Origin of the sequence: Tateyamaria armeniaca, assembly GCF_045797845.1 — a bacterium.
Taxonomy (GTDB): Bacteria; Pseudomonadota; Alphaproteobacteria; order Rhodobacterales; family Rhodobacteraceae; genus Tateyamaria; species Tateyamaria armeniaca.
In genome coordinates this window covers 1107584-1132322 of sequence record NZ_JBHDIY010000002.1, presented here as the reverse complement: position 1 = coordinate 1132322, position 24739 = coordinate 1107584, and the positions used below count along the sequence as shown (strand labels likewise).

The 24739-nt window shown below is 59.0% G+C and carries 22 protein-coding genes and 1 pseudogene; 15 read left to right on the top strand and 8 right to left on the bottom strand.

Annotation, left to right across the window (positions count from 1 at the left end):
- Positions 1-20 precede the first annotated feature (20 nt).
- From mnmE to ACERZ8_RS05600, 5 genes are read left to right on the top strand one after another with little or no spacing between them, the layout of a single operon-like run.
- Positions 21-1304, top strand: coding sequence for a tRNA uridine-5-carboxymethylaminomethyl(34) synthesis GTPase MnmE (mnmE, locus tag ACERZ8_RS05620; RefSeq protein ID WP_407591179.1), 1284 nt, complete (start codon positions 21-23; stop codon positions 1302-1304).
- Entirely contained in the window at positions 1301-3178 is a 1878-nt protein-coding gene (gene mnmG / locus ACERZ8_RS05615; RefSeq protein ID WP_407591177.1) for a tRNA uridine-5-carboxymethylaminomethyl(34) synthesis enzyme MnmG, read from the top strand. The genes mnmE and mnmG overlap by 4 nt, the downstream gene beginning before the upstream one ends.
- On the top strand, positions 3178-3786 hold the full coding sequence (gene rsmG / locus ACERZ8_RS05610; RefSeq protein WP_407591176.1) for a 16S rRNA (guanine(527)-N(7))-methyltransferase RsmG: 609 nt from the start codon (positions 3178-3180) through the stop codon (positions 3784-3786). Before mnmG ends, rsmG begins: the two co-directional genes overlap by 1 nt.
- On the top strand, positions 3779-4588 hold the full coding sequence (locus ACERZ8_RS05605; RefSeq protein ID WP_407591175.1) for a ParA family protein: 810 nt from the start codon (positions 3779-3781) through the stop codon (positions 4586-4588). Before rsmG ends, ACERZ8_RS05605 begins: the two co-directional genes overlap by 8 nt.
- A gap of 3 nt (positions 4589-4591) precedes the next feature.
- Entirely contained in the window at positions 4592-5479 is an 888-nt protein-coding gene (locus tag ACERZ8_RS05600; protein ID WP_407591174.1) for a ParB/RepB/Spo0J family partition protein, read from the top strand.
- Here ACERZ8_RS05600 and hemW read toward each other — a convergent pair.
- Genes hemW through rph form a run of 3 tightly spaced genes read right to left on the bottom strand, consistent with a single transcriptional unit; the run spans position 5476 to position 7935 of the window.
- The gene (hemW, locus tag ACERZ8_RS05595; RefSeq protein ID WP_407591172.1) at positions 5476-6621 is read right to left on the bottom strand and encodes a radical SAM family heme chaperone HemW; all 1146 of its coding nucleotides are present in this window, start codon (positions 6619-6621) and stop codon (positions 5476-5478) included. The genes ACERZ8_RS05600 and hemW overlap by 4 nt on opposite strands.
- Positions 6614-7225 carry an RdgB/HAM1 family non-canonical purine NTP pyrophosphatase gene (rdgB, locus tag ACERZ8_RS05590; protein ID WP_407591171.1) on the bottom strand — a complete coding sequence of 204 codons (612 nt, stop codon included), beginning with the start codon at positions 7223-7225 and terminating at the stop codon, positions 6614-6616. The genes hemW and rdgB overlap by 8 nt, the downstream gene beginning before the upstream one ends.
- Positions 7222-7935: a ribonuclease PH gene (rph, locus tag ACERZ8_RS05585; protein ID WP_407591169.1), complete on the bottom strand. Its 714-nt coding sequence runs from the start codon at positions 7933-7935 to the stop codon at positions 7222-7224. Before rph ends, rdgB begins: the two co-directional genes overlap by 4 nt.
- A 127-nt stretch (positions 7936-8062) precedes the next feature.
- Here rph and hrcA point away from each other — a divergent pair, with 127 nt between their 5' ends.
- Together hrcA and ACERZ8_RS05575 are read left to right on the top strand one after the other, a co-directional pair.
- Complete coding sequence (gene hrcA / locus ACERZ8_RS05580) at positions 8063-9103, top strand: heat-inducible transcriptional repressor HrcA (protein ID WP_407594173.1); 1041 nt, start codon at positions 8063-8065, stop codon at positions 9101-9103.
- A gap of 3 nt (positions 9104-9106) precedes the next feature.
- Complete coding sequence (locus ACERZ8_RS05575) at positions 9107-9670, top strand: nucleotide exchange factor GrpE (RefSeq protein WP_407591168.1); 564 nt, start codon at positions 9107-9109, stop codon at positions 9668-9670.
- Between the two features lie 32 nt (positions 9671-9702).
- Here the strand turns inward: ACERZ8_RS05575 and mutS are convergent, their stop codons facing one another.
- Entirely contained in the window at positions 9703-12333 is a 2631-nt protein-coding gene (gene mutS, locus ACERZ8_RS05570; RefSeq protein WP_407591166.1) for a DNA mismatch repair protein MutS, read from the bottom strand.
- A gap of 124 nt (positions 12334-12457) precedes the next feature.
- Here mutS and ACERZ8_RS05565 point away from each other — a divergent pair, with 124 nt between their 5' ends.
- Complete coding sequence (locus ACERZ8_RS05565; RefSeq protein WP_407591165.1) at positions 12458-14713, top strand: NADP-dependent malic enzyme; 2256 nt, start codon at positions 12458-12460, stop codon at positions 14711-14713.
- Positions 14713-15591: a ribokinase gene (locus tag ACERZ8_RS05560; protein WP_407591162.1), complete on the top strand. Its 879-nt coding sequence runs from the start codon at positions 14713-14715 to the stop codon at positions 15589-15591. The genes ACERZ8_RS05565 and ACERZ8_RS05560 overlap by 1 nt, the downstream gene beginning before the upstream one ends.
- On the opposite strand, the pseudogene msrA reads toward ACERZ8_RS05560, so the two are convergent.
- Positions 15588-16248: pseudogene (gene msrA / locus ACERZ8_RS05555) on the bottom strand (peptide-methionine (S)-S-oxide reductase MsrA). The gene ACERZ8_RS05560 and the pseudogene msrA sit on opposite strands and share 4 nt — an antisense overlap.
- A 124-nt stretch (positions 16249-16372) precedes the next feature.
- Between msrA and ACERZ8_RS05550 the strand changes: the two are divergent.
- A complete protein-coding gene (locus ACERZ8_RS05550; protein ID WP_407591161.1) occupies positions 16373-17080 on the top strand; it encodes a sulfotransferase-like domain-containing protein in 708 nt (235 codons plus the stop codon).
- Here ACERZ8_RS05550 and ACERZ8_RS05545 read toward each other — a convergent pair.
- Positions 17070-18290: an argininosuccinate synthase gene (locus ACERZ8_RS05545; protein WP_407591160.1), complete on the bottom strand. Its 1221-nt coding sequence runs from the start codon at positions 18288-18290 to the stop codon at positions 17070-17072. The two genes, ACERZ8_RS05550 and ACERZ8_RS05545, sit on opposite strands and share 11 nt — an antisense overlap.
- A 115-nt stretch (positions 18291-18405) precedes the next feature.
- Here ACERZ8_RS05545 and ilvA point away from each other — a divergent pair, with 115 nt between their 5' ends.
- Complete coding sequence (gene ilvA, locus ACERZ8_RS05540; protein ID WP_407591158.1) at positions 18406-19632, top strand: threonine ammonia-lyase IlvA; 1227 nt, start codon at positions 18406-18408, stop codon at positions 19630-19632.
- Here ilvA and ACERZ8_RS05535 read toward each other — a convergent pair.
- Positions 19629-19961, bottom strand: a complete 333-nt coding sequence (locus ACERZ8_RS05535) for an Hpt domain-containing protein (RefSeq protein WP_407591156.1) — start codon at positions 19959-19961, stop codon at positions 19629-19631. The genes ilvA and ACERZ8_RS05535 overlap by 4 nt on opposite strands.
- A gap of 193 nt (positions 19962-20154) precedes the next feature.
- Between ACERZ8_RS05535 and ACERZ8_RS05530 the strand changes: the two genes are divergently transcribed.
- On the top strand, positions 20155-21408 hold the full coding sequence (locus tag ACERZ8_RS05530; RefSeq protein WP_407591154.1) for a PP2C family protein-serine/threonine phosphatase: 1254 nt from the start codon (positions 20155-20157) through the stop codon (positions 21406-21408).
- On the opposite strand, the gene ACERZ8_RS05525 is transcribed toward ACERZ8_RS05530, so the two are convergent.
- Positions 21384-21833 carry an NUDIX hydrolase gene (locus ACERZ8_RS05525; protein WP_407591152.1) on the bottom strand — a complete coding sequence of 150 codons (450 nt, stop codon included), beginning with the start codon at positions 21831-21833 and terminating at the stop codon, positions 21384-21386. The genes ACERZ8_RS05530 and ACERZ8_RS05525 overlap by 25 nt on opposite strands.
- Positions 21834-21911: 78 nt before the next feature.
- On the opposite strand from ACERZ8_RS05525, the gene hslO reads away from it, so the two are divergent.
- The 3 genes from hslO to ACERZ8_RS05510 are packed head-to-tail and all read left to right on the top strand — an operon-like array spanning position 21912 to position 24635.
- Positions 21912-22898 (top strand): Hsp33 family molecular chaperone HslO, encoded by a 987-nt coding sequence (hslO, locus tag ACERZ8_RS05520; RefSeq protein ID WP_407591150.1) that lies wholly within the window; start codon positions 21912-21914, stop codon positions 22896-22898.
- A complete protein-coding gene (locus ACERZ8_RS05515) occupies positions 22891-23490 on the top strand; it encodes a CoA pyrophosphatase (RefSeq protein WP_407591149.1) in 600 nt (199 codons plus the stop codon). The genes hslO and ACERZ8_RS05515 overlap by 8 nt, the downstream gene beginning before the upstream one ends.
- On the top strand, positions 23463-24635 hold the full coding sequence (locus tag ACERZ8_RS05510; protein ID WP_407591148.1) for a CCA tRNA nucleotidyltransferase: 1173 nt from the start codon (positions 23463-23465) through the stop codon (positions 24633-24635). Before ACERZ8_RS05515 ends, ACERZ8_RS05510 begins: the two co-directional genes overlap by 28 nt.
- Positions 24636-24739 lie beyond the last annotated feature (104 nt).

Below are 24739 nucleotides of genomic sequence, written 5' to 3'. Positions count from 1 at the left end.
GCAACCGCCGAGGGCCCGTGATGGATACGATTTTTGCCCTTGCCACGGCGCAGGGCCGCGCTGGCGTGGCCGTGATCCGTATCTCCGGCCCGAAAGCCTTAGAGAGTGCGGAGCGCCTGTGTGGGCCCTTGCCCGCGGTCCGGCAGGCCGGTCTGCGGCAATTGCGTGACAACAACGGCGAAACGCTGGATCAGGCGCTGATCCTCAGCTTTGCCGGCCCGCACAGCTTTACTGGCGAAGACGTAGTTGAACTTCATATGCACGGCAGCGTAGCCGTTGTAGCAGCGGTGCTGAATTGTCTTGGCGCAGGGGACGCACGTCTGGCCGAGCCGGGGGAGTTCACCCGCCGCGCGCTGGAAAACGACAAGATGGACCTGGCGCAGGTTGAGGGGCTGGGCGATCTCATCGCATCTGAGACCGAAGGACAACGCCGCCAGGCCCTGCGCCTTGTCGAAGGGGCGTTGGGAAAAAAGATCGAAACATGGCGATCCAACCTGATCCGTGCGGCCGCGCTGATCGAGGTCACAATTGATTTCGCGGACGAAGAAGTACCCGTTGATGTCAGCCCCGAAGTCCTGTCTTTGCTTGAATCGGTAAGGATGGAAGTAGAAACAGAACTCAGCGGATTTGCAGCCGCCGAACGCATTCGCACTGGGTTCGAGGTGGCGATCATCGGACCACCCAACGCTGGAAAATCGACCTTGCTCAATGCTTTGGCAAAGCGCGAGGCAGCAATCACATCAGAACGCGCAGGTACCACGCGGGATGTGATCGAGGTGCGTATGGACCTGAACGGCTACGCGGTCACTTTGCTCGACACCGCCGGCTTGCGTGATGGCGAGGACGAGATCGAAGTCACAGGTATTGAGCGCGCAGTATCACGGGCAAACGCAGCCGATCTGCGCATCTTTTTGGCGGAGCCGCACGACAATTTGCCCGTTCCGTTCGTCGACGGCGATATCCGTGTCGCCCCGAAAGCGGACACACGAATGGATAACAAACCGGCAGTCTCCGGTAAGACAGGCGCAGGCATCCCTGAATTGATCGGGACCATATCGGGGGCCCTATCGAAAAAAACTCAGGCCGCCGGGCTCGCCACACATGCACGGCACAAGGACGCGATGCAGGCGTCTTTGATCGCGCTCCAATATGCTTCTGAGTGTGTTGGCAATGGCCCGAACCACTATGATATTGCTGCAGAGGAAATCCGGACATCGATTCGATCCCTTGAGGCGCTCGTTGGGCGTATAGGCGTTGAAAACCTGCTGGATGAGATATTTTCAAGCTTCTGCTTGGGAAAATGACTGGAGTGTTTCACGTGAAACAATTTGACGTCCTTGTTGTCGGCGGAGGTCACGCAGGCTGCGAAGCCGCGCATGCCGCGGCGCGTAGCGGCGCCGATACCGCGCTGGTCACAATGAAGAAGGCGGATATCGGCATCATGTCCTGCAATCCGGCCATTGGTGGGCTGGGCAAGGGCCACCTTGTTCGCGAAATCGACGCCATGGACGGAGTCATGGGTAAGGTTGCTGACGCGTCGGGCATCCAGTTCCGCCTGCTCAACCGTCGCAAAGGCCCGGCTGTTCAGGGCCCCCGCGCGCAGTCGGATCGCCGTGTATATCAGCGGGAAATGCTGAATCTCACGGAAAACGCAAAGAATCTGACAATCATCGAAGGTGAAGTTGTCGATTTCCTCATGGAAGGCAGCGCAGTCACGGGGGTGAAGCTCGCGGACGGAACCGAGCTTGCGTCAAAGACCGTCGTCCTCACTTCAGGCACTTTCCTGCGGGGCCTTATCCATATCGGCGATGTGTCCTATGCTGGTGGTCGAATGGGGGATAAGGAATCCTCCAGACTGGCGAAGCGCATCGATGACTTTGATCTACCCCTTGGCCGCCTGAAGACAGGAACCCCGCCGCGTCTCGATGGGCGCACCATCGCGTGGGATCGGCTTGAGCGGCAAGACGGTGACGACGATCCGACGCTGTTTTCATTTCTGTCAAGGAAAGCACCGCTGCGCCAAGTGGCGTGTGGTATTACGCATACCAACAGCAAAACACACGACATCATCCGTGACAATCTGAGCAGATCAGCGATGTATGGAGGCCATATTGACGGCACCGGACCGCGCTATTGTCCGTCTATCGAGGACAAGATCGTGCGCTTCGCCGACAAGGAGTCGCACCAGATTTTCCTTGAGCCAGAAGGACTTGACGACGATACGGTCTATCCAAACGGTGTTTCGACTTCTTTGCCTGAAGATGTGCAGCGTGCGTATATCCAATCAATAGCTGGTTTGGAGGACGCGGTCATCATGCAGCCAGGCTACGCAATCGAATATGACTTCGTCGACCCCTGTGTACTGGACGCTGATCTGTCCTTGCGGTCTGTGCCGGGGCTGTACCTTGCGGGCCAAATCAATGGCACGACCGGGTATGAGGAGGCAGCGGCTCAAGGGCTTGTTGCAGGGCTGAACGCTGCGCGATCTGCGCGGGGGGACGATCCGGTCTATTTCCGCCGTGACCAAAGCTACATCGGGGTCATGATCGATGATCTGACAACGCGGGGAGTGACCGAACCGTATCGGATGTTTACGTCGCGTGCGGAATTCCGTCTGTCCTTGCGCGCCGACAACGCGGATCAGCGTTTGACCCCATTGGGGATCGATCTTGGTTGTGTTGGGACGCATCGAGCTGAGTGTTTTACCAGAAAGCTGGAAAAGCTCGATGCAGGGCGCGAACGCATGATGTCAGACAGCTTTACGCCCAAGCAAATTGCGGCATCCGGCATCAAGATCAATCAAGACGGGACAAAGCGGACACCATTTCAGCTGCTTGCATTTCCAGATGTGTCTTTGGATGACGTTGTGCGTCTCGCCCCTGATCTTGGCGATTTGGACCCCGAAGTTGGTCTTCAGATATCGAGGGAAGCGCTGTACGCGAACTATATCGAGCGCCAGAAACAAGATGTCGAGCGCTTGCGGAAGGACGAGTCTTACGCAATTCCCGCAGACTTTGCGTATCAGGCCGTCACCGGACTGTCCGCCGAGTTGAAGGCAAAACTTGAACATGTTCGGCCTGGCGATCTTTCGCAAGCCGCGCGTATTGATGGCATGACACCTGCCGCCTTGGCGCTGCTCTTGGGTCGTATTCGGTATTTGGAAAAGAAACAGGCGTGATGGACGCTCCAAATTGGTACCCGCACGATGTTTCACGTGAAACATTGGAGAAATTGGCAGATTACGGCCAGTTGCTTCGGAAATGGACGACGAAGATCAATCTGATCTCAAAATTATCAGAGTCCGACCTGGAAGAGCGGCATATCTGGGATTCTGCACAGATCTACACGCCCGATGACAAAAACTGGCTGGATTTGGGAAGTGGAGGCGGCTTGCCGGGTGTCGTGGTCGCGATTCTCGCGCAAGGTGACGGGCACAGTCAGCGAATGACGATGGTTGAGAGCGATCAGCGCAAGGCGACTTTCTTAAGGACATGCGCGCGGGAGCTGGATGTTTCATTCGATGTTGTGGCGGAAAGGGTAGAAAACCTGCATCCGCAATCAGCGCAGATTGTGTCAGCCCGTGCGCTTGCCAGTCTGGATACGTTGCTGGGATACGCTTTCCGGCACCTGAAAGCAGGCGGGGAATGCGTATTCATGAAGGGCGAGGCGTGGGAAGATGAAGTTTCCGCCGCAAAGGCGAACTGGCGGTTTTCTTGTGACGCGACACCAAGTAGAACGAATCCAAAGGCAGCAATCTTGCGGATAAAGGAAATCGAGCGTGTCTGAACCTCTTCTGAAAGCGCGGCCCAAAATCATCTCGGTGGCGAACCAGAAGGGTGGCGTTGGCAAGACCACGACCACCATCAACCTCGCCGCTGCTCTTGTGGAGTTGAAGTATCGTGTGCTGGTCATCGACCTCGACCCGCAGGGTAACGCCTCCACCGGTCTAGGTATTGAGCTGGAAGACCGCGAATACACAACTTATGAGCTGCTGCTGGAAGATGTTGATCTGGATGATGTGATCCTGAGCACTGACATCGAAAACCTCATGGTGGTGCCAGCAACTGTTGATCTGAGCTCTGCCGATATCGAACTTATCTCCAATGAAAAACGCAGTTTCCTACTACATGATGCGTTGCGTCAGCCTCATATGGATAGATTTGGGTTTGATTACATCCTGATTGACTGCCCACCTTCGCTGAATTTGCTGACTGTGAATGCGATGATCGCGTCGCATTCCGTGCTTGTTCCGCTGCAAAGCGAGTTCTTTGCGCTTGAGGGGCTGTCCCAGTTGATGCTGACCATTCGTGAGGTTCGCCAGACGGGCAACCCCAAGCTGCGGATTGAAGGTGTGGTGATGACGATGCACGACGCGCGGAACAATCTGTCGCAACAGGTTGAGCAGGACGCGCGGGACAATCTTGGTGATCTTGTGTTCAAGACGCGCATTCCGCGCAATGTGCGGGTGAGCGAGGCGCCGTCCTTTGCGATGCCGGTTCTGACATATGACACCGCATCCAAGGGTGCGATTGCCTATCGCGATCTGGCCAAAGAGCTGGTCGGTCACGGCGTGAATGTAGGAGTTTGACGGATGGCGGGTGACAAGAAACGGGGATTGGGGCGTGGTCTGTCGGCCTTGATGGCGGATGTGTCAGAACCAACTGATCGGGACACCTCGCAGGCCGGAGGCGGACAACAGGTTCCGATTGAGCAGATCCACCCGAACCCCAATCAGCCGCGGAAACGGTTTGAAACCGCGCCGCTGGATGATCTGGTCGCGTCGATTAAGGAAAAGGGTGTCCTGCAGCCATTGATCGTCCGTCCATCTGACAACGGTTATGAAATCGTGGCGGGCGAACGGCGCTGGCGTGCGGCCCAACAGGCGCAATTGCACAGCCTGCCGGTCCTGGTGCGTGAGTTCACGGATATCGAAGTGCTGGAAGTCGCCATAATCGAGAACATTCAGCGCGCCGATCTTAACCCGATTGAAGAGGCGGCTGGGTACCGGCAGTTGATGGATCGGTTTGGGCACACACAGGGCAAGCTGGCCGAAGCGCTGGGCAAAAGCCGTAGCCACATTGCGAACTTGCTTCGGCTGCTCACTCTGCCGGAATCGATCCAGGCCTATGTCAATGACGGTACGTTGAGCGCCGGACATGCGCGCGCGCTGATCACGGCGCAGGATCCAGACGGGCTGGCCAAGAAGGTGATCGCGGGCGATTTGTCCGTGCGTGCGACTGAGGCTTTGGTGAAGGCCGCGGATGCGCCATACAGAGCTGTCGGCCCGGGCAGTATGGCCAAACCCGGTGGTGCGGAAAAAGACGCTGACACGCGAGCGCTGGAGGCTGATTTGTCTGCCGCCACCGGTGTGAAGGTCACGTTGACTCACAAGCCGGACGGTGAGTCGGGGCACATCACCCTGAAATACGACACGCTGGAGCAGTTGGATGACCTGTGCCGCAAGTTGAGTGCGGGTTAGTCTTCCAAAAGTTTTCGCAAGACAGCGTTAAGCAAAGTAAACCCCTGATCTGTAACAGATAAATTGCTGTCCTTTACAGTTATCAGGCCCATGTCCGTCAATTCCATGACAGGAGTGGCGGACAGCGGGTAGCCTGACAGCATTTCGAAGCGGTTGGTATCGACGCCTTCGGTCAGGCGCAGACCCATCATCAGAAACTCGACTGCCTGATCCCGGCCGGAAAGTGTTTCAAATTGTTCACGGTTTGTGCCGTCCAGCCAGGCGGTAGGCATACGCGCCTGTTCCGTGGCAATCCGGCGCCCATCCATTGTCAGCCGTCCATGCGCGCCGGGACCAATCCCGACGTAATCGCCGTATCGCCAATAGACTTTGTTGTGGCGCGATTCCGATCCGTATTTTGCGTGGTTGGACACTTCATAGCGGGGCATGTTGTGATCGGCGCAAATGTCTTGGGTCAGCGCATACATGTCTGCCGAAAGATCGTCGTCGGGCAGGCCAGCCAGTTTGCCGATCTTGTAGCGATCCCCGAAAACAGTGCCGGGTTCGATGGTCAGTTGGTAAAGCGAAACGTGGTCGAGATCGAGTTTCAGGGCGTCGGTCAGTTCCGTTTCCCAAGCGCTAAGAGACTGGTTTTGCCGTCCGTACATTAGATCAAAGCTGACCCGATCAAACGTGTGCCGCGCGATGTCAAAGGCGGCGAGCCCTTCGGCGGTGGTGTGCATCCGGCCCAGTTTGCGCAGGTCGGCATCGTTCAGCGCCTGAATGCCCATGGACACGCGGTTGATCCCCGCCGCGCGGAAGTCGGCGAATTTCCCGGCCTCGACGGATGTGGGATTTGCTTCAAGCGTCACTTCGAGATCGTTGGCGGTGGGCCATGTGCGATGCACGGTGTTCATGATCGCATCGACAGTTGCCGGTTCCATCAAGCTGGGGGTGCCGCCGCCGAAAAAGACGGAGTGCAAAACGCGACCTGGGGTGCGTTCGCCTGCGCGTTCGATTTCGGACACAAATGCGGCGCGCCATGCGTCGTGATCGACCGAGGCGGTCACATGGCTGTTGAAATCGCAATAAGGGCATTTGGCAGCGCAGAATGGCCAGTGAAGGTACAGGCCAAAGCCGCCTGCCTCCCAATCCTCAGCCAAAGCAACCTGCGATCAGTTTGGCAAAGCTGTCAGCGCGATGGCTGATTGCATTCTTTTCATCAGCCGACATCTCGGCAAACGTGCGTGTATGGCCGATGGGTTGGAACATGGGATCGTAGCCGTGTCCCAGTGCGCCGCGTACGGGCCAGACCAATGTGCCCTCGGCTGTCCCGGCAAACACCTCGTCGTGGCCGTCGGGCCAGGCGAGCACGAGTGTCGAGCAAAACCGCGCCGTCCATGGTTGCGCAGCGTTGCGTTCGATCAATTCGGAATGCGTGCGCGTCATCGCCATCATGAAATCGCGCCCGTCGGGTGTCTCTGCCCAATCAGCCGTGTAAACGCCAGGCGCGCCGTCAAGGCCATCTACTTCGATCCCGGAATCATCCGCTAGGGCGGGCAGGCCGGTGGCCTTGACCGCAGCATGCGCCTTGATCCGGGCGTTGCCAACGAATGTAGTTTCTGTTTCCTCAGGTTCCGGCAGGTCAAGTGAAGCGGCCCCCACAACCTCGACGCCAAACGGGGCAAAAAGCTGCTCCATCTCTTCCAGCTTGCCCGCGTTGTGGGTTGCGATCAGGATGCGTTTGCCGTCAAACGTCCGTGTCATGCACAGGCCGCCAATTGCAGTTCTGCCAACTCGCCGACACCTTTTTCGGCCAATTCCATGAGGCTGTTCATCTGGTCGCGCGAAAACGTCGATCCTTCCGCGCTCATCTGGATTTCGATCAGTTGGCCGTCGGCTGTCATGATGAAATTGCCGTCAACACCTGCCTCGCTGTCCTCGGGGTAGTCGAGGTCAAGAACCGGCTGGCCTGCGTAGATCCCGCAACTGACCGCCGCGACCGGAGAGATCAGGGGATTGCTGATGATGTCGCCCGCCTTGATCAGCTTGTCCACTGCAAGACGCAGCGCGACCCAGCCACCGGTGATCGACGCGCAGCGCGTGCCGCCATCGGCCTGCAATACATCGCAGTCGATAGTGATCTGGCGTTCACCCAGCGCGACCCGGTCCACGCCTGCGCGCAGGGCGCGCCCGATCAGGCGCTGGATTTCCACGGTCCGACCGCCTTGCTTGCCCGATGCCGCCTCGCGCCGCATCCGGGTATTGGTGGCGCGGGGCAGCATACCGTATTCCGCCGTCACCCAACCGAGGCCAGAGCCTTTGATGAAAGGTGGTACGCGTTCTTCGATTGTTGCCGTGCACAGAACATGCGTGTCCCCCATTTTGATGAGGGCAGACCCCTCGGCGTGTTTGGTGAAGCCCGTTTCGATTGAAACGGCACGCATTTCACTTAACTCTCGTCCAGAGGGGCGCATGGGATGTCCTTTTTGCTGCTGTGTGGGGATAACGCCAGCCCGGACCCAGTGGCAACCCCGATTGACCTTTGATTTCAGTGGACCTTAATAGCACCTGATGACCGAGACCCAGAAAATCCTTGATGATATGAACGACCGTTCGCGCGAAGTGTTTCGCCGCGTGGTCGAAGGGTATCTGGAATCCGGTGATCCGGTCGGGTCACGGACGCTGACGCGGGATTTCAGTGAAAAGGTCAGCGCGGCGACCATCCGCAACGTGATGCAGGACCTCGAATTCATGGGGTTGTTGGGCAGTCCGCATATCAGCGCGGGCCGGGTGCCGACGCAGCAGGGGCTGCGGATGTTCGTGGATGGTTTGCTGGAAGTCGGCCTGCCGGACGAATCGGATCGCGAAAAGATTGATGCGACCCTGGGGTCGAACGAGAAGGACGTATCGGGCCTTTTGGACCGTGTAGGCTCTGCTTTGTCCGGTGTGACCCATGGGGCGTCGCTTGTCCTCACCCCGAAACGCGAGGCGCCGATCAAGCATCTGGATTTTGTCCCGCTTGGTCCCGAGCAAGCGCTGGTCGTGATCGTCTTTGCCGATGGTCATGTGGAAAACCGACTGTTTCAGCCGCCACCGGGGCAAACCCAATCGTCGATGCGCGAGGCGGCCAACTTTCTGAACGCGATGATCGAAGGGCATACGCTGAGCGAAGTCACCACCATCGTGCAGCGCGAGATCGAGACGCGGCGGCAAGAGATCGACAGTCTGTCGCACGCGCTGGTGCAAAGCGGGCTTGCCTCGTGGGAGGGGGCGGGCGATTCCCCCGAACGGTTGATCGTGCGGGGTCGCGCGAATCTGCTGGACGACACGGCAGAGGCGGGGGATCTGGACCGTATTCGCAGCCTCTTTGACGATCTTGAACGCAAGCGCGACATCGCCGAGTTTTTGGACCTGACCGAAACCGGGGACGGTGTGCGCATTTTTATTGGCTCAGAGAACAAACTTTTCTCACTTTCGGGTTCCTCTTTGGTGGTTTCCCCATATATGAACGCGGATCGAAAGGTGATCGGTGCGGTTGGGGTGATTGGCCCCACGCGGCTGAATTATGGCCGGATCGTTCCGATCGTGGATTACACAGCCCAGCTGGTCGGGCGGATGCTGTCGGACCGCAGTGAAAGGTGACAAATGGCTGAGCCAAAGAATGACGATTTTCTGGACGACATCGAAGAAGCAGAGGATGAAACCTATGCCGACGAGATGTTGGAGATTGATGATGAAGCGCTGGAGCTTGATCAGTTGCGCGCTGAGCGGGATCAGCTGAAAGACCGTTTCATGCGGGCGCTTGCGGATGCCGAAAACGCGCGCAAACGGTCCGAGAAGGATCGGCGCGAAGCCGAGAATTACGGTGGATCAAAGCTCGCCCGCGATATGCTGCCGGTCTACGACAACATGAAGCGCGCGCTTGAATCGATTACGGATGAACAGCGCGAAGTGTCCGGTGCGGTGCTGGAAGGTGTCGAGCTGACGATGCGCGAATTGCTGAACGTGTTCAAGAAACACGGGATCGAAGTGATCGCGCCCGAAGTGGGTGACGCGTTCGATCCGCAGCATCATCAGGCGATGTTCGAAGCACCCGTGCCCGGCACCAAGGCGGGCGAGATCATTCAGGTCGCCGCCGAAGGGTTCATGCTGCACGACCGTTTGCTGCGCCCCGCGCAGGTCGGTGTGTCGTCGATGCCTGCCAGCTAAGGCCAGAAATTTCGAAAAATGGATGGGCGCGGTCAGTCTTTGGCCGCGTCTTTCAGTTTATAGATCAGGTCGAGCGCGTCGCGCGGCGACAGATCATCGGGGTGGATTGCTTCGAGCAACTCAAGCGCAGGTGATGGTTTGAGCTTGGCCGGGGCCGGCGCGGGTGTGGCTGAAAACAGCGGCAGATCGTCGATCAGCGTTTTTTGCGTCGCACCCCCTTCGCGTTCGCCGCTTTCCAATGCGTCCAGAACAACCCGTGCGCGCGCAATGACGGCGCTGGGCAGGCCGGCAAGTTGCGCCACCTGCACGCCATAGGACCGGTCCGCCGCTCCCCGCCGCACTTCGTGCAGAAAGATCACCTCGCCTTCCCATTCCTTGACCGTGACCGTGGCGTTTTCCACGCCATCCAGTTTGGCAGCGAGCGCTGTCATTTCGTGGTAATGCGTGGCGAACAGCGCGCGCGACTTGTTGACGTCGTGCAGGTGTTCGAGCGTCGCCCAGGCAATCGACAGGCCGTCATATGTCGCCGTGCCGCGCCCGATTTCGTCAAGAATGACCAGCGCGCGGTCGTCTGCCTGATTGAGAATGGCAGCGGTTTCTACCATCTCGACCATGAATGTCGACCGTCCGCGCGCGAGGTCATCAGATGCCCCGACGCGGCTGAAGATTTGGCTGACCAGCCCGATATGGGCATGGGTCGCAGGCACGAAACTGCCTGTTTGTGCGAGTATGGTGATCAGGGCGTTCTGGCGTAGAAAAGTCGATTTACCGGCCATGTTTGGCCCGGTCAGCAACCAGATGGCCGCCGTGTCTTCGGCATTCAGAACGCAGTCATTGGCGATGAACGGATCACCGCCTTGTTGGCGCAACGCGCGCTCGACAACGGGGTGTCGCCCACCCGCAATGTCAAAGGTGCGCGATGTGTCGAGCGTCGGCTTGCACCAATTTTCGGTGACGGCCAGATGCGCAAGTCCCGTGGTCAGATCAATTTCGGCCAACGCGCGGGAGGTTTGGCTGATCTGCGGCGCGGCGTCCAGAACAAGCCCTTTTAGCCTTTCATAGTGACGCTTTTCGATCTCGATGGCTTGCGATCCGGCGTTCAGGATACGGGTTTCGAGGCTGGATAGATCCACGGTTGTGAACCGGACCTGATTGGCGGTGGTTTGACGGTGAATGAATGTCTCACTCAGTGGGACTGACATCATCTTGTCTGCGTGGGTCGCAGTGACTTCGATGAAGTAGCCCAGTACGTTGTTATACTTGATCTTGAGGGATTGGACCGCGGTTGTCTTTGCATAGTCCTGTTGAAGCTGGGCGATCACAGACCGCCCTTCGTCCCGCAGCTTGCGGGCCTCATCCAGTTCCGCATCGCAGCCTGAGGCGATGAAGCCGCCATCGCGGACCAGCAACAGGGGTTCGGCGACCAGATCAGCGGCCAGCTGATCAATCAGGGCGTCATGCCCGGTGAGATCACCAAATGCGCCTGTCAGTAAGGTCGGAAATTCGGTCTGTGTGAGCCCGGCCAATGTCTGCGCCTGAGTCAGCCCGGCACGCAGGGCCGTCAGATCGCGCGGGCCACCGCGATCCAGCGACAGGCGGGACAGGGCGCGATCCATATCGGGCACACTGCGCAGGGCTGTGCGGACTGACTGGCAAAAATCCTGATCGGATACGCAGAATGACACGGCGTCGATCCGGTTCGAAACCGTCTCTAACACGCGGGAAGGGGATGACAGGCGCCGTTCCAGCAAACGCGCCCCGGCGGCGGTGACCGTCTTGTCCACGGTTTCAAGCAGGGACCCGGCACGCCCGCCGGACAGCCCGGCCGTCAGCTCAAGGTTTCGCCGTGTTGCCGCGTCGATCTGCACCGTCTTGGACTGTGTTTCCTGCAGCGGGGGACGCAACAGCGGCAAGTTGCCCTTTTGCGTGATCTCAAGATATTCGACCAGCGCGCCCATCGCGCCGACTTCGGCCCGGTCAAAGGACCCATAGGCATCCAGCGTCGCCACCCGGAACAGATCGCAAAGACGGCCCATACCTGCGGCGCTGTCGAAAGCGGCGAGACCCAGCGTGGTAACGGGAATGCCGAAATCCTCGCTGATGGGCCGCAGCACCTCTTCTTTCGTGTCTGCGACAACCAGTTCTGATGGGGCGAGGCGCGCCAATTCAGGCCCTAACTGGGCCAAATCGAGCGCCATGACATGAAACGCCCCGGTCGAGATGTCGACCCAGGCGAGCGCGCACTTGTCCCTGACTTCGGCGACTGCGGCGAGAAAGTTGTGACGTCGCGCCTCAAGCAGTGACTCTTCGATCAGAGTTCCCGGCGTGACCAGCCGCACCACGTCGCGTTTGACGACGGACTTTGAACCACGCTTTTTCGCCTCTGCCGGGCTTTCCATTTGTTCACAAACGGCCACGCGAAACCCCTTGCGGATCAGGGTCAGCAGGTACCCTTCGGCGGAATGCACCGGGACGCCGCACATCGGGATATCGTCACCGTCATGCTTGCCGCGTTTGGTGAGCGCAATGTCGAGCGCGGCGGCAGCATTGACGGCATCGTCAAAGAACATCTCGTAAAAGTCGCCCATGCGATAAAAAAGCAGCGCACCGGGGTGTGCCGCTTTGATTTCGAGATATTGCGCCATCATCGGCGTGGTCGACATGTTCCGCCCCCCAAGGCATGTGTCGGGCGACCTTACAAAGCGCAGAGGGTGAGCGAAAGCCAAAGTCGATTGAGGCGGGCAGCGCGCTGGGCTAAGAGCGATTAGGTCAGGGGAGGACCGAACGATGGCAGGCAACAAAGTGACGGCAGAAGAGGCGCTCGCGTTCCATATGGAACCCACGCCCGGCAAGTTCGAGATCACCGCGACCGTCCCGATGACGACGCAGCGCGATCTGAGCCTGGCCTATTCCCCCGGTGTCGCGGTGCCCTGCGAGGCGATCGCGGAAAATCCGGAACTGGCCTATGATTACACGAACAAAGGCAACCTGGTTGCTGTGATTTCGAACGGCACCGCCGTGCTGGGGCTGGGCAACCTTGGCGCGCTAGGGTCCAAGCCGGTGATGGAGGGCAAGGCCGTGCTGTTCAAACGCTTTGCCGACGTGAATTCCATCGATATCGAACTGGACACCGAAGACCCGGACGAGTTCTGCAACGCGGTCAAGCTGATGGGCCCGACCTTTGGCGGTATCAACCTTGAGGATATCAAGGCGCCGGAATGCTTCATCATCGAACAGCGCCTGAAAGAAGAGATGGACATCCCTGTCTTCCACGACGACCAGCATGGCACTGCCGTGATCTGTGCTGCCGGCCTGATCAACGCGCTGCACATTTCCGGCAAGAAAATCGAGGACGTCAAAATCGTTCTGAACGGGGCCGGGGCCGCTGGCATCGCCTGTATCGAATTGCTGAAAGCCATGGGCGCGCGCCATGACCATTGTATCGTCTGCGACACGAAAGGCGTGATTTATCAGGGTCGTACCGAGGGTATGAACCAGTGGAAATCGGCCCATGCTGTCAAAACAGAGCTGCGCAGCCTTGAGGACGCGATGAAGGATGCCGACGTCTTTCTGGGCGTGTCCGTCAAAGGGGCCGTGACGCCCGAGATGGTCGAAAGCATGGCCGACAATCCGGTGATCTTTGCCATGGCCAACCCCGATCCCGAGATCACACCCGAAGCGGCGCACGAGGTTCGCATGGACGCCATCGTGGCTACGGGCCGCAGTGATTATCCCAACCAAGTCAACAACGTGCTCGGGTTCCCCTATCTGTTTCGCGGTGCGCTCGACATCCATGCCCGCGCCATCAATGACGAGATGAAGATCGCCTGCGCCCACGCGCTTGCCAACCTTGCCCGAGAGGACGTGCCGGATGAGGTGGCCTTGGCCTATGGCAAGTCGCTGTCGTTCGGGCGCGATTACATTATTCCGACGCCGTTTGATCCGCGCCTGATCCACCGTATCCCAACGGCCGTTGCCAAGGCGGGGATGGACACTGGTGTGGCCCGTCGCCCGATCATCGACATGGAAGCCTACGAACTGAGCCTGAAGTCGCGCATGGATCCAACGGCCAGCATTCTGACTGGCATCAACGCCCGTGCGCGCGCGGCGCAGGCCCGCATGATCTTTGCGGAAGGGGATGATCCGCGCGTGCTGCGCGCTGCCGTCATGTACCAGCGCGCCGGATTTGGCAAAGCGCTGGTGATTGGCCGGATCGAAGATGTGAAGGCCAAGCTGACCGAGACAGGTCTTGCGGATGCGGTGCGTGAACTGGAAGTGGTGAATGCGGCGAACACCACCCATCTGGATCAGTACAAAACCCATCTGTACGACCGGCTGAAACGGCGCGGTTTTGACATTCAGGACGTTCACCGCCTTGCCGCGCGTGATCGTCACGTGTTTTCCGCACTGATGCTGGCGCACGGACATGGCGATGGTCTGGTGACCGGCGCGACCCGCAAGTCCTCGCATATTCTGGACCGGATCAACCATGTGTTCGATGCGGACATCAACAGCAAGGCGGCGGGCATCACGGCGCTGATCCACAAAGGGCGCATCGTGTTTATCGCCGATACGCTGGTCCATGAATGGCCCGATGAAGAGGACCTTGCCGACATCGCCACTCAGGCTGCCGTGGTTGCACGCAATATGGGGCTGGAGCCGCGCGTCGCCTTTGTCAGCTTTTCCACCTTTGGCTATCCGGTGTCTGAACGTGCTGAAAAGATGCATCAGGCGCCCCGCGTGTTGGACGCGCGGGGTGTTGATTTCGAATACGAGGGCGAGATGACCGTCGATGTTGCGTTGAACACGCAGGCGCAGGCATCCTATCCGTTTTCGCGCCTCACGGGGCCTGCGAACATTTTGGTCGTGCCTGCGCGCCACTCAGCCAGCATTTCGGTCAAGTTGATGCAGGAAATGGGCGGTGCCACGGTCATCGGCCCGATCCTTGCCGGTGTGGACGGATCGATCCAGATCTGTTCGTCCGGGTCCACCGCCAATGACATCCTCAACATGGCGGTGCTAGCGGCCTGCAAGGTGGGCTGATGGCGGTCTGGAACCTTGGGTCGATCAATATCGACAACGTCTATCGCGTGTCACATCTGCCCGCGCCGGGCGAGACTTTGCATGCTGCGGATTACACGCAAGGGTTGGGCGGCAAGGGCGCCAACATGTCCGTGGCCATTGCCCGTGCCGCGGCCCGCGTGACCCATATCGGGGCTGTTGGGCCGGAAGGTGCTTGGACGGTGGAGCGCTTGTTGGAATACGGCGTCGACACGCGCCGGATTGCGACCTTGTCCGATCAGGCAACGGGACATGCGAATATCGCTGTGGATGAAGCGGGCGAGAATCAGATCATCGTGTTTTCCGGGGCCAATCGTGCTTTGACCGAGGATATGATCGGGTCCGCCTTGTCCGATGCAGCGGCAGGCGACTTTCTGGTCATGCAGAATGAAACGAACGGCCAGGGCTATGCTGCCGAGATCGCCAAAAAGCTGGGCTTGCACGTGGTCTATGCAGCGGCCCCGTTCGATGCTGATGCAGTTGCCGAAGTGTTGCCGTTCACCGACCTTCTGGTTCTCAATGAGGTCGAGGCGCAGCAGCTGACCGCAGCGATGAAAGCCGATCTCACTGACCTTGGAGTCGAGTCCATCGTCGTGACACTGGGCGGCGATGGGTGCCGTTGGCTGGATGTTTCGGGCGGATCAGAGACACATATGCCTGCTATTCCCGTCACTCCCGTCGATACGACCGGGGCGGGTGACACGTTCACCGGATACCTTGTTGCGGGGTTGGATCGCGGTCTGCCCATGCTGCAAGCGCTCAGCCTTGCGACACAAGCCGGGGCGCTAATGGTGACCCGCAAGGGGACTGCAGATGTGATCCCTGATCTCAAGGATATCGAGGACGCGCGCCTGGCTTAACCGCCGACAAATGGCGCGTCGGACCCCCACAGTTCCTTGACCCGCGCATCGCGCTGGCACGCATCGCGGTAGGCTTTGTACGCTTTGGCTTTGGACTTGGGGCCAAAGCGGGTCAGGATCACGCGGCTGTCCTTGTAAAAATCCTGATGATAGCTGTCGGCGGGATAGAATGTTTCCGGCCCGAGGATCGGAGTGACGACCGTCTGGCCCAGTTCGGCCTGTGCGTCTGCCTTGGCCGTTTGCGCGGCACTGGCCTGCGCGGGCGTGGCGAATACCGCAGTGCGGTAGCTGTCGCCCCGATCACAGAACTGCCCGCCCGCATCCGTCGGATCAATCGAGCGGAAGAAGAGCGACAAAAGTGTATCCACCTGCACTTCGGCCGGATCAAAGGTGATCTGCACGGCCTCGTAGTGGCCCGTGCTGCCGCCTGTGACTTGCTTGTATGTCGGGTTGGCGACTGTGCCGCCCGCGAGATCCCGACACAGCTTCCTTCACGCCTTTGACCTTTTCGAAATCCGCCTCGACGCACCAGAAACAACCGCCCGCAACGGTGAGCGTTTCAAGCTGCTGGGCATGGCTGGTCTTGGCCTGCGCGACAAGGCCCAGAGCAATTGTGAGGGCCAGCGATACGGTTTTGAACGTGCGGCGTGGTGTCATTGCAGTGCTCCTTTGGACAAACCCTGCGACAAAAGGGGGCCGTCACGCAATTCACAGCGCAGGGAGGTCGCGCATCTGTGATTGGCCGTTTACCCGCGCCGCGCATCGACTTAGCGTGCGGGCTATGACCAAACGCATTGCTATGTGGTCCGGGCCACGCAACCTGTCGACTGCCATGATGTACAGCTTTGCCGCGCGCGGTGATTGCCGGGTGGTGGATGAACCGTTTTATGCGGCCTTCCTCGCCGGAACGGGTGATGATCACCCGATGCGCGATGTGGTGCTTGCCAGCCAACCCAATGATCCTACCGATGTGGCAGCAGAGCTCAAAAAGCCCATAACAGAGCCTGTTTTTTACCAGAAACACATGGCCCACCACATGTTGCCAGACTGGCCGACGGACTGGATGGACGGGATGTGTCATGTGCTGCTGATCCGCCATCCTGCCCGTGTCATCGCAAGCTATGCGAAAAAGCGGGAGGCACCGTCACTGGAAGATCTGGGTTTTGTCCAACAGGCCAATTTGCTCGCGCGGATTGATGCACCGATTGTCGTGGAGTCCAGTGACATTCGGGCAAATCCCGCCGGAACGCTGCAAGCCTTGTGTGCACAGATTGGCATTCCGTGGACGCCCGAGATGTTGAATTGGCCATCCGGTGGCCATCCGCAGGATGGCGCATGGGCCCCGCATTGGTACGGCGCCGTGCATCATTCGACCGGGTTTCAGTCTGCCGAATGTGACCTGCCACAGCTGGAAGGCGATTACGCCCAGCTCGCAGATGCGGCGATGCCCTATTACGAGGCGCTCGCCGCATTGAAGCTCAAGACTTGAGGCGGCGATCCCGCGCGGCGAGCAATTTGAGGCGCAGCGCGTTCAACTGGATGAACCCTGCCGCGTCCTTTTGATCGTAAGCGCCCGCGTCATCCTCGAAGGTCACATGCGCCTCGGAATAGAGCGAGTGATCGGACCAGCGCCCCACGGTCCGCGCCAGACCCTTGTAGAGTTTCAGGCGGACTGTGCCGGTCACATGCTCCTGGCTTTTGTCGATCAGCGCTTGCAGCATTTCGCGCTCGGGCGAGAACCAGAAGCCGTTGTAGATCAGTTCGGCATAGCGCGGCATCATTTCGTCCTTGAGGTGCGCGGCCCCGCGGTCCAGCGTGATCTGTTCGATCCCGCGATGCGCTTCGAGCAGGATGGTGCCGCCGGGCGTTTCGTAGATGCCACGGGATTTCATGCCGACAAACCGCCCTTCGACCAGATCAAGCCGACCGATGCCGTGTTTGCCACCGAGACGGTTCAACTCAGTCAGGATGGTGGCCGGTGACATCGATTCGCCGTTGATAGAGACTGCATCACCCTTCTCGAACCCAACTTCGATGTATTCCGGCTCGTTCGGTGCATCCTCGGGTGCGACAGTGCGCTGATAGACGTAATCGGGCGCGTCCACAGCGGGGTCTTCGAGCACTTTACCCTCAGAAGACGTGTGCAGCAGGTTCGCATCGACGCTGAACGGCGCTTCGCCACGCTTGTCCTTGGCGATGGGAATCTGGTTCTTTTCGGCAAAGTCGATCAGCTTGGTGCGGCTGGACAGATCCCATTCGCGCCACGGGGCGATGACTTTGATATCGGGGTTCAGCGCATAGGCGGCCAGTTCGAACCGGACCTGATCGTTGCCCTTGCCGGTGGCCCCGTGGGCGACCGCATCCGCCCCTTCGATGGCGGCAATTTCGACCAGGCGTTTGGAAATGAGGGGCCGCGCGATGGAGGTGCCCAGCAGGTACAGCCCCTCATAAAGCGCGTTGGCGCGGAACATAGGGAACACGAAATCACGCACGAATTCCTCGCGCACGTCCTCAATATAGATCGACGTCGCGCCCATCATCTCTGCCTTGGCGCGCGCAGGCTCCAGCTCCTCTCCCTGACCGAGATCGGCAGTGAACGTGACGACTTCGCAGCCATATTCGGTTTGCAGCCATTTCAGGATGATCGAGGTGTCCAGACCGCCGGAATAGGCCAGCACAACTTTCTTTGGGGCGCTCATTTCTTTGTTCCTCATCAGGTTTGGCTGCCGATATCGGTTTTGCGCAACAGGGGCAAGATTGACCCGCCCGTGCAGGGGCGTGTAGGTCAGCAAGATTGCCAAAAGGGGTCAGTTCATGAGCTTTCAGGACAGTGCGCGTGCCGCCGAAACTGCGATGCGCGATGTGTTTCCGCCGACCCCGCTGTTGCGCAACGATCTGCTATCGGCGCGTTTTGGCGCCGACATCTGGCTCAAGCGCGAAGATCTGAGCCCGGTGCGATCCTACAAGCTGCGCGGCGCGTTCAATGCGATGCGCAAGGTCATGGCCAAGGATGCGGTGTTTGTCTGTGCGAGTGCCGGGAATCATGCGCAGGGCGTTGCGTATATGTGCCGCCATTTCGGGGTGCACGGCGTGATTTTCATGCCTGTGACAACGCCGCAGCAAAAGATTTTGAAGACCAAGATGTTCGGCGGCGCGCATGTCGAAGTGCGCCTGACCGGTGACTATTTTGACGAAACGCTGTCCTCGGCGCAGGATTTTTGTGCGGACACGGGCGGTCATTTTCTGTCTCCGTTCGACGATGAGGATGTGATCGAGGGGCAAGCGTCGGTCGCAGTCGAGATCGAAGCGCAGTTGGGCCGTTTGCCTGACCGGATTGTTTTGCCTGTCGGTGGGGGTGGCCTTTCGGCGGGCACACGCAGCTATTTTGCCGATAGCGTTGCGTACACATTCGTTGAACCGCACGGCGCCATGTCGTTGGCCGAGGCGCTGCGCGCTGGGCAGCCAGTCGATGTGTCCCCGATCAGCAGTTTTGTGGACGGTGCGGCTGTTGCCAAGATCGGCCAACGGACCTTTGCGCGGTTGTCGGATGTCAGCCCTGCCGATGTGCTGAACATTCCCGAAGACCGCATTTGCACCACCATTGTCGAGATGCTGAATGTCGAGGGCCTTGTGCTGGAACCTGCGGGCGCATTGTCCGTCGATGCATTGAAAGACATTCGGGATCAGATTGCGGGCCAGACGGTGGTTTGCGTGACATCCGGCGGCAATTTCGATTTTGAACGCTTGCCCGAGGTCAAGGAACGCGCCCAGCGGTATTCCGGTATCAAGAAATACTTCATCCTGCGGATGCCGCAGCGGCCCGGCGCGCTCAAGGATTTTCTAAGCATTCTTGGTCCCGAAGATGACATTGCCCGGTTCGAGTATCTGAAAAAGTCGGCGCGAAATTTCGGGTCTGTGCTGATTGGGATTGAAACCCAGCGACCGGAGAACTTTGACCGACTGCGGGCCGCGCTGGACGCCGGCGGTTTCACTTATTCGGACATTACAAATGACGAGATGCTGGCCCAGTTCGTGATCTAGGCTGCGATTCCGTCTTGCAATCCTGCCAGAAACGCTCGTTTTGAAGTCTCAAAGCTGTTCAGGATGGCAGGGACATCGACTGATGCCGCTTCACCCCTTGCTGCAAGCGATTCGCCTGCGCCGCAGAGATCGGCAAAGAGCGAGAAGCCGAGGTTCAAGGCGCTGCCTTTGAGACAATGCAGGTCTTCCTCAAGCGTGTTCAAATCCACCGCGGTGCTGAGCCTGTCGGTGATTTCAGTCACTTCCTCGATAAAGAGCGGCACGACTTCGTCAAAGTCCTCTTCCCCGATCTCTTCCCTCAGGTTTATTACGCGTTGCCAGTCAATCATCCTGCATCTCCTAGCGGCTGCGGTCATGTCAGCACAGGGTCGATTAAGAACAGGTTACGCTTAAATCTTTAGGTACTCGGCGAAGTGACTTCATGCACCATTAAGCGCTTTGGATTAGGTAGACCCAAGCTAAATCGGATGACCGGGTGTGATGACTTTGCAGAGCAGGAAAATCGATATGGATCAGGAATCCATGTCTACATCTGCGGATGCATCGACCCCCTACAAGGTATTGGTCGTCGACGACAGCAGGCTGCAGCGCAAGATTTTGTGCAGTTCCGTCAAGCGATGGGGGTTCGAGGTGGTCGAGGCCGCGTCGGGCGAAGAAGCGCTGGTCATCGCCGAAGACTTCAAGCCCGATCTGGTGCTGAGCGACTGGATGATGCCGGGCATGAACGGGCTGGAATTCTGCGATGCCTTTCGCAAGTTGTCAGGGGATCGGTATGGATATTTCATCCTCCTGACCTCGAAGAGTGAAAAGAACGAAATCGCGATGGGCCTTGAGGCGGGTGCCGACGATTTCGTCACAAAACCCGTCGATGCGAACGAGTTGCGCGCGCGGATCAAGGCGGGTGAGCGCATCCTGTTGATGCAGCGCGAACTGACCCGCAAAAACGATCTGATTTCCGAAACGCTGGACGAGTTGCAGCGTGTGTATAATTCGCTGGACAGTGATTTGCTTGAGGCGAAAAAGCTGCAGCAATCCCTGATCCGCGAACGCAACAAATCGTTTGAGACGGGCGATGTGTCTTTGATGCTGCGATCCAGCGGGCATGTGGGCGGCGATCTGGTTGGCTTTTTTCCGGCAGGGGCCGGGCATTTGGGGCTGTTTTCCATCGACGTGTCGGGGCATGGGATCAGTTCCGCCCTGATGACGGCCCGGCTGGCGGGGTACCTGTCGGCGGCGGCGCCCGATCAGAACGTCGCCTTGCACAAGTTGGAGGATGGCAGTTACGCATTTCTGCCACCTGAAATCGTCATCGAAACACTGAACGATCTGGTGCTCGACGAGATGGAGACGGAGCATTACTTCACTCTGCTACTTGCCGATGTGAACCTTGAAACGGGGCACGTGCGCATGGCGCAGGCGGGGCATCCGCATCCCGCGATCCAGCGCAAGGATGGTGCGATTGAACAGAACGGGCCTGGTGGTTTCCCCGTCGGGCTGATGTCGGGGATTTCCTTTACCCAGTTCGAAGCCACATTGAACCCGGGTGATCGGTTGGTGTTGTTGTCGGATGGGGTGACGGAGTGCCCTAACCCGCAAGGTGTCATGCTGGAGGAAGAGGGTTTGGAGGCGATGATGCGTGAGTTACGCGACGTATCCGGGCCAGCGTTCTTTGAGGCGATGCTGTGGAAGCTGGGGGAATTTGCCGTCAGTCAGCCGTTTCCCGACGACGTATCCGGTATCCTTTTCGAATATCACGGGGTGGATGCGGCAAAGTAACGGGTCAGAAAGTGGCGATCGCCCTCGTTGCCCAAAAGGTGGGACGCATCATCCGGCGTTAGCCAGATGGCCTCGTGGTCAGCCTCTGTCGGGTTGCTGATCTGCATGGTTGGCCACGCGACATAGATATGGCACAGCTTTTCCGCCCAAAGCGTGTATTCCGGCATGTAAACAAACCGGCGAAAGGCACCCAGACGGCGCGGACGCGCGATGTGCCAGCCGGTTTCCTCGAACACTTCGCGGTGCAGGGCCTGCAACGGGCTTTCCCCGGGATCGATGCCGCCACCGGGCAGTTGGATGTCGGGTTGGTCCTCCATCTGGCATGTCAGCAAAACGCGTCCGTCCCGTGGCAGGACGGCATAGGCCCCCTGCCGCAGGGTGTAGCGCCGATCAGCCTCTGGGGGCGGTCCCATCCGGCGGTTCATCGGCACCCTCTTTCAGTTTTGTTGCCCAACACTATATAGGGCGTCGATATGCCAATACGTGGCGCCAAAGGAAACCCCATGACTCTTGGTTCGCAACTCGTGTGGGACGACACCGTCCTGCCATTCCAACTTGATACTTCTGACATCCGCGGACGCGTTGCGCGTCTGGACGGGGTGTTGGGTGGTATCCTCAAGCAACACAACTATCCACCCCAGGTCGAGGCGTTGGTTGCGGAGATGGCTTTGCTGACTGCGTTGATCGGCCAGACGGTCAAACTGCGCTGGAAGCTGTCCTTGCAGGTGCAGTCCAAAGGGGCCGTGCGCATGATCGCGACGGATTACTATGCGCCCGAAGGCGAAGGCGATGTTGCGCGCATCCGCGCCTATGCCAGCTATGATGCGGATCGGCTGACCGATGCGTCCCCGTTTGATCAGGTTGGCGAAGGATATTTTGCGATCATGATCGATCAGGGCCAGGGCATGACCCCCTATCAGGGCATCACGCCGCTTGAGGGCGGTTCGATTTCAGCCTGTGCCGAAGCGTATTTTGCCCAGTCCGAGCAGCTGCCGACGCGCTTCCAGCTCAGCTTTGGTCAGTCGTCCGAACCGGGCGTGGCCGAGCATTGGCGCGCGGGTGGCGTGATGTTGCAGCATATGCCCAAGGCGTCGCCACTGGTGGCAAAGGGCGAAGGCACGGGCGAGTTGCTGGCGGCGGATGATCTGCTTGACGGCGATGAGTCTGAAAACTGGAACCGGGTGAACATCCTGCTCGACACAGTCGAAGAGATGGAGCTGATCGGCCCGCAAGTGCCGCCGAATGATTTGTTGCTGCGGCTGTTTCACGAGGAAACGCCGCGCGTCTTTGACACGCAACCGGTTCGTTTCGGCTGTACCTGTTCGGAGGATCGCGTGCGTCAAAGCCTGTCGATCTATTCGGCCCGTGACATCGAAAAGATGACCACGGATGACGGGCGGGTCACTGCGGATTGCCAGTTCTGCGGGGCGCATTACGACCTTGACCCGGCCACTGTCGGGTTCGAGGCCGAAGCGCAAACCGGTGAATGACCTGATATCCCGCACCCGCGCTGCCTTGGCGCGGGGCGGTGATGCCTCCTCTGACTTTGACCTCAATCCTGATGTGTCCCTTGCGGCGGGGCGTCGGTTGCGTCCGGCCGCCGTGCTTGCCCCGATCATCGAAGGCAAGGATGGCTATGATCTGATCCTGACGAAACGCTCTTCTGCGCTGAAACACCATCCCGGTCAGATTGCGTTTCCGGGGGGCAAGCAGGATGAAGGTGACAGTGACCTGATTGCGACTGCATTGCGTGAGGCGAATGAGGAGATCGGCCTGCCCTTGCAGCATGTCGAGGTGATGGGCACGTTTTCACCCCATGAAACGGTCACATCCTTTACTGTGACCCCCGTGGTTGCCCTGATCACCCAAGAGTTTCAGGCCGTGCCCGAGGCCGGAGAAGTTGCCGAAGTGTTCCGCGTGCCCTTGTCCCATGTGCTGGATGCGGACAGCTATGTCATTCAATCCCGCCGCTGGCGCCAACAGTGGCGATCATATTACGCCGTGCCATACGGACCCTATTACATCTGGGGTGCGACCGCGCGTATATTGCGCGCATGGACCGACGCACTTCCCAAAAACTAGACCCTGATACGCCGTTTCTGAACAACCCAAGCGCCCTAGCGCTGTGTGAGGTTCTGGAGCGGGCGGGACACAAGGCCCTTTTTGTTGGCGGCTGTGTGCGCAATGCGGTGATGGGTCTGCCCGCAACCGATATTGACATTGCAACGGATGCGACCCCGCGGCGCGTCACCGAGGTTACAGAAGCGGCAGGATATCGCGCCGTTCCTACCGGTGTGGCGCATGGCACTGTCACCGTAGTCGTGGATGGCCATTCGTTTGAAGTGACCACGTTCCGCCGTGATGTGGATACGGATGGACGCCGGGCTGTCGTCGCCTTTTCCGAAAACATCGAAGATGACGCGCGCCGTCGCGATTTTACTATGAACGCGATTTACGCGGATCGGGCGGGCCGCCTTGTCGATCCTCTGAATGGGTTGCCCGACCTGCGCGCCGGACATGTCCGCTTTATCGAAGATGCCGGACAGCGCATTCGCGAGGATTACCTGCGTACCCTGCGTTTCTTTCGCTTTCACGCGTATTACGCATCTCCTGATCTGGGGTGGGATGCGGACGCGCTTGCGGGGATCGCCGCCAATCTTGATGGTCTGCAAACGCTGTCGGCCGAACGTGTCGGGGCAGAGATGATCAAGCTGTTGTCGGCCCCCGATCCTGCGCCTGCTTTGGCCGTCATGGCGCAGACTGGTGTGCTGTCGTCGATCTTGCCCGGGGCGGACCCGACATTTGTGGCACCCGTGGTTCATCTGGAACAGAGTGTCGGGGCAGATCCCGACCCGATGACCCGGCTGGCCGCCTTGGGCGGAGAGGATGCAGTCAACCGTTTGCGACTGTCCCGTTCGGATCAAAAATGTCTGGAGCAGGTACGGGCCCAATCCACAAGCCTGTTAGGGGCCAGGGCCATCGGCCATGTGGCAGGTGTACGGGCCGGTGTCGGCGCGATCCTGCTGCGCGCGGCGCTGTCTAACACTGCGGTGAGCGTATCGTCAGTCGACGCGGTAACGGAAGGCGCGAAAAAAGAATTTCCTATCAAAGCCAGTGACTTACCGAACCTGCAAGGCAAGGCGCTGGGCGACAGGCTGGCCGCCTTGAAACAGGATTGGCTGGCCTCTGACCTCGCCAAGTCCAAAAACGCGCTTTTGGGGGCGTGACTTTTGCGTCGCCCGGCGCTAAAGGTTGGGACAACCAAGGAGGGTTACAACATGTTTCGCGGGATCTGGAACGACACCTGATATTGTCGCTGATCGTCTGATGT

Coding starts and splice junctions, on each gene's coding strand:
- ACERZ8_RS05525 (WP_407591152.1), bottom strand. CDS start 21,833: ATGAACCGCCGGATGGGACCGCCCCCAGAGGCTGATCGGCGCTACACC.
- mnmG (WP_407591177.1), top strand. CDS start 1,301: ATGACTGGAGTGTTTCACGTGAAACAATTTGACGTCCTTGTTGTCGGC.
- ACERZ8_RS05510 (WP_407591148.1), top strand. CDS start 23,463: ATGGACCGACGCACTTCCCAAAAACTAGACCCTGATACGCCGTTTCTG.
- ACERZ8_RS05575 (WP_407591168.1), top strand. CDS start 9,107: ATGGCTGAGCCAAAGAATGACGATTTTCTGGACGACATCGAAGAAGCA.
- mutS (WP_407591166.1), bottom strand. CDS start 12,333: ATGTCGACCACGCCGATGATGGCGCAATATCTCGAAATCAAAGCGGCA.
- ACERZ8_RS05560 (WP_407591162.1), top strand. CDS start 14,713: ATGGCGGTCTGGAACCTTGGGTCGATCAATATCGACAACGTCTATCGC.
- mnmE (WP_407591179.1), top strand. CDS start 21: ATGGATACGATTTTTGCCCTTGCCACGGCGCAGGGCCGCGCTGGCGTG.
- ACERZ8_RS05565 (WP_407591165.1), top strand. CDS start 12,458: ATGGCAGGCAACAAAGTGACGGCAGAAGAGGCGCTCGCGTTCCATATG.
- ACERZ8_RS05535 (WP_407591156.1), bottom strand. CDS start 19,961: ATGATTGACTGGCAACGCGTAATAAACCTGAGGGAAGAGATCGGGGAA.
- hslO (WP_407591150.1), top strand. CDS start 21,912: ATGACTCTTGGTTCGCAACTCGTGTGGGACGACACCGTCCTGCCATTC.
- ilvA (WP_407591158.1), top strand. CDS start 18,406: ATGAGCTTTCAGGACAGTGCGCGTGCCGCCGAAACTGCGATGCGCGAT.
- rph (WP_407591169.1), bottom strand. CDS start 7,935: ATGCGCCCCTCTGGACGAGAGTTAAGTGAAATGCGTGCCGTTTCAATC.
- hrcA (WP_407594173.1), top strand. CDS start 8,063: ATGAACGACCGTTCGCGCGAAGTGTTTCGCCGCGTGGTCGAAGGGTAT.
- ACERZ8_RS05530 (WP_407591154.1), top strand. CDS start 20,155: ATGTCTACATCTGCGGATGCATCGACCCCCTACAAGGTATTGGTCGTC.
- rsmG (WP_407591176.1), top strand. CDS start 3,178: ATGGACGCTCCAAATTGGTACCCGCACGATGTTTCACGTGAAACATTG.
- ACERZ8_RS05545 (WP_407591160.1), bottom strand. CDS start 18,290: ATGAGCGCCCCAAAGAAAGTTGTGCTGGCCTATTCCGGCGGTCTGGAC.
- ACERZ8_RS05550 (WP_407591161.1), top strand. CDS start 16,373: ATGACCAAACGCATTGCTATGTGGTCCGGGCCACGCAACCTGTCGACT.
- rdgB (WP_407591171.1), bottom strand. CDS start 7,225: ATGACACGGACGTTTGACGGCAAACGCATCCTGATCGCAACCCACAAC.
- ACERZ8_RS05600 (WP_407591174.1), top strand. CDS start 4,592: ATGGCGGGTGACAAGAAACGGGGATTGGGGCGTGGTCTGTCGGCCTTG.